Origin of the sequence: Halanaerobium saccharolyticum, assembly GCF_003259895.1 — a bacterium.
In the GTDB taxonomy this organism is placed as follows: domain Bacteria; phylum Bacillota; class Halanaerobiia; order Halanaerobiales; family Halanaerobiaceae; genus Halanaerobium; species Halanaerobium saccharolyticum_A.
Window position 1 is genome coordinate 1 of the sequence record NZ_QLME01000039.1, and the last position, 10,716, is coordinate 10,716.

Sequence of the window (10,716 nt, forward strand, 5' to 3'; positions counted from 1 at the left end):
TCATCCATCCCTAAAGATGTACTGCGGTTTTCTACAAACATATTTAATTCATTAAATGTACCATCATCCAGTAAGTATTCTATTCTTTCTCTGGCAGTCTTTTTGTTCTTTTTATGCTGTTTTTCAATTCTAGCCTGGCCGCCACCAAGGCGAATCGTTTCTTTTTTATTTTCTAATGACTTTTCCCTATCTTCTACTGACATCTAAAAATCACCTCTCATAATTTATAAATACAAAAGATTTGTTAAAAAATTCATTAATTAACTTAAAAATTTAAATTTGACATTAAAGAAATAGAAGTCCACTTTTCAATTGAATCTGTAAAAAGGGACTTCTATTTTATACATCTATTTTTAGAAATTAATAAACTAATAATTAGGCTTCTTCACCAAATAATTCTTTATCACTTGGAATGTCAGCTTCAATTGGTTTGGAAAGCCAGGTTACATTTAAGAAATGTTTAAGTGTAATATTCTCTGTTGTAATATTTCCACCCCAGGTTCCACAACCTAAACTTAAGGTAAATGGCATACCATTATTCCAGTTACCACTATTACCATAACTTTGAGACTGTCTGACCATAATTCTACTTACTGGAGCAAAAGCACCCAGTTTTTCAATATGCTCATCATCAACAGAATGAATTCCACAGGAATGACCCAAACCCTGGAATCTTAAGATCTCTTCAACTCTCTTGAGAGCATTATCAAATCCACTGTACTTATAAACTGTTAAAATTAGTGACAGTTTTTCGCCTGAATAGGGATATTCTTTGCCTACCCCATCTTCTTCTACAATAAAGAACTTAATATCATCTGAAATATCAATGGCAGCTGCATCTGCTATTGTTTTGGCAGAACGGCAGATTAAATCAATATTTAAATGATATCCATCAACAAAGAATGCATCCTGCAATTTCTGCTTTTCTTCTCTGTTTGTAAAATAACCACCCTGTTTCTGAAGATTTTCCATTAGTTCATCATAAACAGATTCTTCTACTATAAGTGAATTCTCTGTTGAACAGCTGGTTCCATTATCAAAAGTTTTTCCATTCATTATTTTTTCTGCTGCATCCTCTAAATCAGCTGTTTCATCAACTATAATTGGTGCGTTCCCTGGTCCAACACCATAAGCAGGTGTTCCAGAGGAATAAGCTGCCTTAACCATTGATCCACCACCAGTTGCAACTACAAGATCACTCTGAGACATCAGTTCGTTAGTTGCTTCAATTGAAGGTTCTTCAATAATCTGAAATAAATCTTTTGGTGCACCCGCTTCCTCTAAAACATCTCTCATTAAATTAACAATTTTAGTCGATGTTTTTTTACTGCGTGGATGTGGTGAAAAAACAATAGCATTTTTTCCTTTTAAAGCAAATAAGGCTTTAACAGGAGGAGTAGCTTCACAGTTTGTTACAGGTACTATACCACTAATTACCCCAACTGGTTTAGCAAACTTAATAATTCCCTGTTCCTTATCCTCTTCAATTTTACCCATAGATTTTAAATCTTTAATATCATTCCAGGTACCCTTAACTTTTTTAGTTATTTTAACTCTTTTATGATCTACAACTCCCATTTTAGTTTCTTCTACAGCTAACTCAGCTATTTCCTGAGCGTCTTCTTCATTTGCTGCAGCTGCTGCTACTTTATTACATAATTCATCAATTTCCTGCTGGCTGTAATCTGCAATCTGATCCATTGCCTTTCTTGCTTTATCTATCATTCCAGAAACTAACTTTTTGGCTTCTTCACTCATTAATAAACACTCCTTTTATAAAAATCAATCTTATTATTGTTTATAAGTTCTCAAAACGTCTAATAATTTCATTATCAATTTCACTTTCATCAACATTTAAACCATGTTTCATTGGATTTCCATTTTCATCAACAAAAACAAATGTTATAAAACAGTCCGCAGCTATTTTTTCGCTATCATTATTTTTATATGCTTTTCCATAAACTACAAAGCTGGTTCTACCAGAGCGAATCATCTGTGTTTCAATATTTAAAATATCACCTTCATTAGTAGGAATATAAAAACTTAGTTCATGGATTTTAACACAAACAATATTTTCTGGATGTTGAGTAGTTTGAGCACCATTAATAAAACAAGCTTCAACACACCATTCGGCCATTCTCCCTGCATAAAGGGTGCCATGATGATTTAAGTTGTCTGATTTTACCAAGTGTGAAAAATTCATTTTTTTCATTTATAGAATACTCCTTTTTAATACTAATTTTAAATAAAATTAGGTAGTCGCTCTTATTTTCAATTCAGGAGATAAAACAATTTTGTTTTCGAATTTTTTTTCAGAACCCGTCTTAATTTTTTCGATTAAAGTTTCCAGAGCTATTTTTCCCATTTCATATTTAGGCTGTGCTATTGTTGTTAACTGGACTTCTGGAAGTGAAGAAAACGAGATATCATCAAAACCAATCACTGCCATATCCTCCGGTATTTTAAAACCCTTTAATCTAAGTGCCTGAATAACTCCTAAAGCCAGAAGATCATTATAACAAATAACAGCAGTTGGAAGCTTTTTTTTATTAAAGTTATCAATTATTTGATTCATTAAATCAAAACCACTTTTACGATCATAAGAATTTTTAACATTAGTAATATATTTATCTTCAATTTTTATATCATGTTTTTTTAATGAATTTTTATAACCCTTTAATCTTTCCTGATTAGCATACCTTTCTTCTCCAGCTCCAATAAAAGCAATATTTCTATGACCTTTTTTTATTAAATAGTTCATTGCTTTTTCAGTACCCTTAGCATTATCAACGATTATAGAAGTGTAATCATTTAAAGGAATAAAAGAACTAATGAATACAGTTTTTAATTGAGAATTCAATAAATTTTTTAGATGATTAACATCTTCAGAACTTGGAGTCATTATTAATCCATCAATTTGTTTTTGCATTAAAGCATTAACATAATGATCTTCACGTTCTGGATTCCAATTTGTATTACATAGAAAGATATTATAATCTGCAGTTACCGCAGCCTCTTCTACTCCTCTAGCAACCTGTGGGAAAAATGGATTAGTTATATCTGGTATTACAAGACCTATTGTTTTAGTTTCATTATTTACTAACCCTCTTGCAATTGCATTTGGTTGATATCCCATTTCATTTGCTTTAGATATAACTCTTTTTTTTGTCTCTTCATTTACATCTGGATGATCATTTAATGCCCTCGATACTGTAGCATAAGAAACTCCTAATTCTTTTGCGATTGTTTTAATAGTAACACCCAATTTTCCCACTCCTGTCTTTTATTTGCAGTATTCAGCCATTTTATTATCATGAATTATTTTAATGAATTCTTCAAAATCTTTAAAATACTTCGTTGTTTCAAATTCTATTAGAACCAGTTCATTACCACCAGAATAAATCTTAAATTTACCATTAAGCATACAAATGTCAAGTTTAACACTGTCCATATTTTTGTAATACATTTTCTGCATACTATAACCTAAGTAATTATCGGTTATTTCTTCAAATCCTTCCTCCAGAATTAAGATGCCATAATCAGTAGCAATTAATAATTTTGCTGGACTAAAGGGTTCAGGTCTATTCTTATTATCATATAATTCTTCTCTTTTAATAAAAATTACATCAAGTATATCTCTATTATCTACAAATAGTGTATCATCTTTTAACACTTTTTTTAAGATATAATGTGCTTTATACCCCTGAGAAAGAATATCCATTAACTTTTCTTCAACTCTTTTTTTGAGTTGATCTCTATTTTTTATTTCTGTCACAATATCACCCCCTAGAGCTATGTTTTATTATTTTATCTCAGAGATTTTAACAGGTCTGTTTTCTTCTAATGATTTTTGGGCAGCTTTTGCAATTAATACAGGTTTTAAACCATCAAGTCCATTAACTGGTACCTCAGTATTATTTACTACTGCATTAACAAACTGCTTCATTTCTTCTGCGAAAGACTCCATATATCTTTCAAGGAAGAAATATAGAGGTTTTTCTGCTTCGACTCCATCTTTGGTGCTCAGTACAGCAGTGGATGCTTTATCATTAGCAACTTCTACAGCACCTTTTGAACCAAAAACTTCCGCTCGCTGGTCATAACCATATACTGCTTCTCTACTGTTATTAATTACAGCAATAGCGCCATTTGCCAGTTTTAAAGTGATAACTGCTGTATCAATATCTCCTGCTTCACCTATATCAGGATTAACTAAGACTTCACCGGCTGCATATACTTCTTCAACTTCACTGTCAGATAAGAATCTTACCATATCAAAATCATGAATTGTCATATCTAAAAACATACCGCCAGAACCTTTAACATATTCAATTGGAGGAGCTTCTGGATCACGTGATGTGATATTGACTAAATGTACATCACCGATTTTTCCACTTTCTACACTATCTTTTACAGCTTGAAAATTATGATCAAATCTTCTATTAAAACCAACCTGGAATTTAACACCAGCTTTTTCTACGACATCCAGTACTTCTTTAATTTTATCTACACTTTTATCAATTGGTTTTTCACAGAAAACATCCTTTCCTGCTTCTGCAGCTTCAATTGACATCTGAGAATGTGTTTCAGTAGAAGAACAGACTAATACAGCATCTATTTCTGAGTCATCAATTATTTTTTTATGATCTTTATATACATTTGTAATTCCAAGTTCTAAGGCCATTTTTCTTCCCTCTTCATTTACATATGGATCAGCTACTGCCTTTACCTCAGCATCTTTAACATAATTCATTATACTTTCTGCATGAACCTTTCCAATTCGACCAAAACCTATAATACCCAATTTTATCATTTAAAACCCTCCTGATTTTTTTGTTATTTTATTATAGTCCAGTTTTGTCTTTAATAAACTCTCTGGCCTGAACAGCGTATTCAAACGGATTTGCTTTTGCTGGATCTTGTTCAGCTTCAACAACCATCCATCCCTCATAATCTGCTTCTTCCAGAGTCTCAAATAGAGGCTCAAATTTAATTGCTCCATCACCTGGAATAGTAAATGTACCCATTTTAACTCCATCCAGAAAACTTAAACCTTTCTCTTTAACCTCTTTTACTACTTTATTTCTAACATCTTTTAGATGAACATGTGCAATCTGGTCAACATACTTTTTCAGTAAATTCTCTACAGCTTCCTGAGTACCTTCAGAATAATAAATATGGCCGGAATCAAATAATAAATATACATCATCATTTGTCATCTCCATAAATTTATCAACTTCTGCAGGAGTCTGAACACCGGTTCCCATATGGTGATGGAGAGATACCTTCATTCCCTTTTCTGCAGCAAGTTCGGCCAGCTGATTATATCCTTCAGCTATTTTTTCCCATTCTCCCTGACTAAACTCCGGTTTTTCTTCAAAAATTGCTTTGTCCAGTCCCTGAATACTGTAACTCTGCTCAGAACAACCAATTATTTCAGCGCCCATTTCATGCAGAAAATCTCTATGTTCTATAAACTTTTCAATTGTTTGTTTCTTTTTTCCTTCTGCAAAAAAAGTGCTAAACCAGGCATTACAGATCTGAATTCCTCTAATCTCTAATTTTGATTTTAATTCTTCCGGATCAGTTGGATACTTATTGCCAACCTCACTGCCTGTAAATCCTGCCAGAGCCATCTCACTTACACACTGTTCAAAAGTATTTTCTGCTCCCAGTTCAGGTAGATCATCATTAGTCCATGCGATTGGTGCTATCCCTAATTTAACTTTGTTTTTATCCATAATCTTATTTCCCCCTCTAATATTGTCTGGCTTTTTTGATTTCATTTTTAAATTCCTGATGCGCTTTTTTTACACTTTCTTTTTTTGCTACTTCGGGCACTCCAACTCTCCACCACGAGTCATAACCATGAGTCATAGTTTTTGGTAAAACTTTCACATCTAGTAAAGTTGAGACCTCGCTTTTTTGCGCTTCTTTCACTGCTTCTCTTAGTTCTTCAATATTTTTAACTGTAAAAGTTTTTACACCGTAGGCAGCTGCACTGGCAGCAAAATCAATTGGAATTAAACATCCATCCAGCTTACCACTTTCCTGGTTTCTATATCTAAATTCTGTGCCAAAACTTCCCATTCCCTGAGACATCTGCAAATTATTAATACAGCCAAAAGCCATATTGTCAAATAAAATAACATTTATTTTTTGACCTTCCTGAATACTGCTTATCAGCTCAGAATGAAGCATTAAATAACTGCCATCTCCAACCATTGAAAATACTTCTTTATCTTTTGCAGCAAGTTTTACACCATATGATCCTGAGATTTCATATCCCATACAGGAGTAACCATATTCAACATGATAAGTTCCTGGCTTTTTGGGCCGCCAAAGCCTCTGTAAATCTCCGGGGAGACTACCGGATGATCCCACAACTATCGAATCATCAGCAAGTAATTTGTCCAATTCTCCTAAAACAGCTGTCTGAGTTAATACACTCTCAGTATCAGCATTAAATTCTGCCAGGACTTCATCAATATGTCCAGCTACTTCTGGAGTGAAATTATCAGAGTTATACTCTAAATTAAATAATCTTTCTGATTCCTCAAGCCATTCGGCTTTAACCTCTTTAATTTCACTTTGATATGAGCTGCTGTAATCAGCTTCTTTTAGAGCCGCAGTTAAGGACTCTAAGGCAAGTTTAGCATCTGCAGTTACCGGCAGAGCATCCATTTTATAAGCATCAAATTCGCAGACATTAATCCCTATAAATTCTACTTCCGGGTTCTGGAATAACTGTTTAGAAGCAGTTGTAAAGTCCATAAAACGAGTTCCAACACCGATTACAAGATCTGCATCTCTGGCAAGTTTATTGGCTGCAGAATTTCCTGTTACACCAATTCCACCGAGATTAAGTTCATGATCCCAGACAATTGAGCCTTTACCAGCCTGAGTTTCACCAAATGGGATTTTAAATTCTTCGGCAAATTCTTTGAATTCTGCTGCTGCCTCAGAATATCTAACTCCTCCACCACAGATTAAAAGTGGCTTTTTCTTTTCTTTAATCAGCTGAGCAGCCTCAGCCAATACTCTCTGATTGGCAGGTCTTCTTTCCAGATGGTGGACTCTCTTTTTAAAGAACTCTTCTGGATAATCATAGGCTTCTGCCTGTACATCCTGTGGTAAAGATAAGGTGACCGCACCTGTTTTTGCAGGGTCTGTCAGCACCCTCATTGCATTAATCGCAGCTGTCATTAGCTGTTCCGGTCTATTAATTCTATCCCAGTATTTACTTACAGATTTAAAGGCATCATTTGTTGTAATATTATAATTTTCTGGATGTTCAACCTGCTGTAAAACTGGATCCGGCTGTCTGCTGGCAAAGGTATCTCCCGGCAGTAATAATAAAGGAATCCTATTTGCTGTAGCTGTCCCAGCAGCTGTCACCATATTTGCCGCTCCAGGTCCAATAGAAGAAGTACAGGCATAAATTTTTTGTCTATTATTTTGTTTGGCAAAAGCTGTTGCTGCATGAGCCATTCCCTGTTCATTCCGGCCCTGTCGAATTATTAAATCACCAGAATCTTCTTCTAGAGCCTGACCGAGACCCACAACATTACCGTGACCAAAGATTGTAAATACTCCCTCTACAAATTTCTTTTCCTGACCATCAACTTCCAGATACTGATTATCAAGAAATTTTACCAGTGCTTGTGCAGTAGTTAATCTAATTGTACTCAATGTAAATCCTCCTTAAATATGATTCAGTTCATTAACTGCTTTTTGATTAAGTTCACAAATTGTAATAAATTTTATACTTCTGGCCAAATTTTTGCATCCTCATCATAAAGCCATGTATGTTCAGGAATGTCTATTCTATCTGTCCAGGGATTGGATTCTAAATGTCTAATCATCCAACAGATATACATTGCATAACCTGGCGCAGATGTTTGTGGATGTGATAAACCGCCAGGAATGGTTACTGTATCATTATGGGTAACTCTGACCACATCATCATCTAAAAAAGCAGCTCCAAAACCCTGTGGTTTATTGAATCTATAATAATATACTTCTGGTTGGGCGTGGCTGTGGGGGGGAAAACTGGACCATTTACCAGGATAAGTAATTGATTCACCCATAACCATATTGGAATAAGGAGCAGTTTCATAGTCAAAAACTGTTCGTACCTTTCTAGTAGCAGTATTATTCATTAAACCATCACCAAACATATCAACTCTGCAATCTTCTGGTTTATAGAATACAGAATCAAAATCTCTATCATTTCTAGTTTTCTGAATCAGTACTTCTGACTGCGAAAGAGCCTCAACTTCTACCTCTACACCTTTACTTACATGAAGCACCCATGGCTCTTCATCAAAACAGGATTCTCTTTCTGCCTTTTCTTCTTTTCCTTCCCATTTATAAATAATTTCTCCATTTATCAATAGTAAGGCCATTTCTTTTTCATCACTTTTTAGTTTAAAATTTTGATCAGCCTCAAGACTTAAAATACCTACATCCATCAGCATTGTACTGTATTTCCCATCTAGTTCAGTAATTTTATTATATCCTAATTCAAACTCATTCTCTCTTTCTATTAACATTTTAAACCCCTCCTAATTAATCTAGTCTCGAACTACTCTTTCTCCATATTCTTTTTTCTTTTCTTCTATAAATTCTTTAATTTCCTCTGCTGTAGGCATAGCATCTGAACAGCTGTGGGCTGAAACCAGCATTGAAGCAGAAGCACTGCCGAATTCTAAGGCATCAAGAATATCCCAGTCCTCTAACAAGCCATAGATGAAAGCAGACGCATAAGCATCTCCACCACCAAAAGACTTAATCATTTCAACAGGGAAAATCTTAACATCATAACTTTCTCCTTCTTTAGTATATGCGGTTGAACCTTCTTTTCCGTGTTTAATTACAACTAGTTTACTCTTAAAGCTGAACCAGTGTTCTGCAACTTCTTTGTCAGTTCTATTTTCTTCTTTAATTATTTTTTCCATAAAGTTAAATTCAGATCTTGAGCCAATAATTATATCACTTTTTTCTGCTACCTTAGTATAATAAATACCTGTTTCAGCTTCACTTTTCCAGGAGTATGGACGATAATCAATATCAAAAATAACCCTAACCTCATTTTTAACAGCATACTCTACTGCTAATAAAGCGGCCTGACGAGAAGGCTCAGCTGATAAAGCAGTACCAGAAATTAATAAGGCTTTTGATTTTTTAATATAATCTTCATTTATATCATTTGTACACAGTTTTAAATCTACTGCTTCATTGCGGTACATTAAAATACTGCTTTCTGTCTTACTTTTAATCTCAGTAAATGTCAAACCGGTTTTAGCTCCAGATCTGTCAACAGGCATATTTGAAATATCAATACCTTCATTTTCAAAATACTGCAGCACATAGTTTCCAAATTGATCATCTGCAACCCTGCCAATAAAACCTGTCTTCTTATTTAAACGAGCCATTCCTATCGCAACATTGGCAGGTGAGCCACCTACATATTTTGTAAAAGTTTCTGTCTCTTCTAGAGTTGTATAGAGTTCATTTGCATTTAAATCTACAGCCGCTCTTCCAAGAGCAATTAAATCAAATTCTTTATTTTTATCAAATTTTATCTTATTCACTCAAATACCTCCTAAATCAATCTAGTTAAATTAATTTATGCTTTTTTCCTTCTTAAAACATCAATGTAAACTGCAACAATAATAACTGTACCTAAAACCACTGTCTGCAGACTTGCTGCAACCCCCAGAAGATTAAGACCATTTCTGATTACTGCAATAATCATCGCCCCAATTAAAGTACCCCAGATAGTACCAACTCCGCCAAGGAAGCTTGCTCCACCAATAATAACAGCTGCAATCGCATCTAATTCATAACTTAAACCAGCATTAGGATAGGCTGCATTTACTCGACCCATTAAAACAATACCACCCATAGCTGCCATTAATCCAGAAATTGTATAAACCCAGGTTAAAACCTTTTTAGTATCAATACCTGATAATCTTGCTGCTTCTGGATTTCCTCCAACAGCATAAATATGTCTACCTAAAGTAGTTCTATTTAAAAAGAAATGGAAAAATACTACTACAGCGATTACAAGAATAAAACTAAAGGGTATGACACCTATATAACCTGAACCAATAAACTGAACCCATTCTGGTAAACCAGACACAGGAGAAGAATCTGTTACAATTAATGCCAGACCTCTTGCCACATTCATCATACCAAGAGTAGAGATAAAAGGATGAGGTAGCTTTAATTTTGTAAGTAAAAGACCGTTTGTCAAACCAGCTGCTGCCCCAACTGCAAGTACAATTAATATTCCAATAACAGGATTTATTCCATAATTAACAATTGCAAGACCACCAATTGAAATAGATAGAGCCAAAACTGATCCAACCGAAAGATCAATTCCGGCAGTAAGTATTGCTAAAAGCATACCTGATGCCACTAAGGCATTAATTGAAGCCTGTTGTAGTACATTGGTAATGTTATTTACTGTTAAAAAATATGGTGAAACGAAGGATAAAACAATTATTAAAACTAATAAACCAAACACAGCGCCTAATTTTTCAAAAATTATGTTTTTCCATTTAAGCAAATTTCATAAAAATAAGCCTTGATATAACAAAGAATTTAATGATAAAAAAAGGGCTTCACCCCAATCTTGTCGAATTTAATAGTAGCACCCAAAAAACTCGAAAGAAGGTGAAGCCCTATTAATAATATTCGACAAGAGTG

The 10,716-nt window shown here is 34.2% G+C and carries 11 protein-coding genes; all 11 read right to left on the reverse strand.

Features of this window, described 5'->3' with window-relative positions:
- A partial coding sequence (locus C7958_RS15000; protein WP_279586194.1) for a carboxyl transferase domain-containing protein occupies positions 1-203 on the reverse strand: 203 nt, incomplete at its 3' end.
- A 172-nt stretch (positions 204-375) separates the two neighbouring features.
- Entirely contained in the window at positions 376-1,758 is a 1,383-nt protein-coding gene (locus tag C7958_RS15005; protein WP_111573481.1) for an aldehyde dehydrogenase family protein, read from the reverse strand.
- Between the two features lie 40 nt (positions 1,759-1,798).
- The gene (locus C7958_RS15010; RefSeq protein WP_111573482.1) at positions 1,799-2,212 is read right to left on the reverse strand and encodes an acyl-CoA thioesterase; all 414 of its coding nucleotides are present in this window, start codon (positions 2,210-2,212) and stop codon (positions 1,799-1,801) included.
- A 39-nt stretch (positions 2,213-2,251) separates the two neighbouring features.
- Entirely contained in the window at positions 2,252-3,265 is a 1,014-nt protein-coding gene (locus C7958_RS15015) for a LacI family DNA-binding transcriptional regulator (RefSeq protein ID WP_111573483.1), read from the reverse strand.
- Positions 3,266-3,283: 18 nt separating this feature from the next.
- Positions 3,284-3,775, reverse strand: a complete 492-nt coding sequence (locus C7958_RS15020) for a hypothetical protein (RefSeq protein WP_111573484.1) — start codon at positions 3,773-3,775, stop codon at positions 3,284-3,286.
- 27 nt (positions 3,776-3,802) lie between these two features.
- Complete coding sequence (gene iolG, locus C7958_RS15025; protein WP_111573485.1) at positions 3,803-4,813, reverse strand: inositol 2-dehydrogenase; 1,011 nt, start codon at positions 4,811-4,813, stop codon at positions 3,803-3,805.
- A gap of 31 nt (positions 4,814-4,844) precedes the next feature.
- Positions 4,845-5,741, reverse strand: coding sequence for a myo-inosose-2 dehydratase (gene iolE, locus C7958_RS15030; RefSeq protein WP_111573490.1), 897 nt, complete (start codon positions 5,739-5,741; stop codon positions 4,845-4,847).
- 16 nt (positions 5,742-5,757) lie between these two features.
- Positions 5,758-7,692: a 3D-(3,5/4)-trihydroxycyclohexane-1,2-dione acylhydrolase (decyclizing) gene (iolD, locus tag C7958_RS15035; RefSeq protein ID WP_111573486.1), complete on the reverse strand. Its 1,935-nt coding sequence runs from the start codon at positions 7,690-7,692 to the stop codon at positions 5,758-5,760.
- Positions 7,693-7,763: 71 nt separating this feature from the next.
- Positions 7,764-8,555 carry a 5-deoxy-glucuronate isomerase gene (locus tag C7958_RS15040; protein WP_111573487.1) on the reverse strand — a complete coding sequence of 264 codons (792 nt, stop codon included), beginning with the start codon at positions 8,553-8,555 and terminating at the stop codon, positions 7,764-7,766.
- Between the two features lie 21 nt (positions 8,556-8,576).
- The gene (gene iolC / locus C7958_RS15045; RefSeq protein ID WP_111573488.1) at positions 8,577-9,596 is read right to left on the reverse strand and encodes a 5-dehydro-2-deoxygluconokinase; all 1,020 of its coding nucleotides are present in this window, start codon (positions 9,594-9,596) and stop codon (positions 8,577-8,579) included.
- A gap of 35 nt (positions 9,597-9,631) precedes the next feature.
- Positions 9,632-10,576 (reverse strand): ABC transporter permease, encoded by a 945-nt coding sequence (locus tag C7958_RS15050; RefSeq protein WP_111573489.1) that lies wholly within the window; start codon positions 10,574-10,576, stop codon positions 9,632-9,634.
- Positions 10,577-10,716 lie beyond the last annotated feature (140 nt).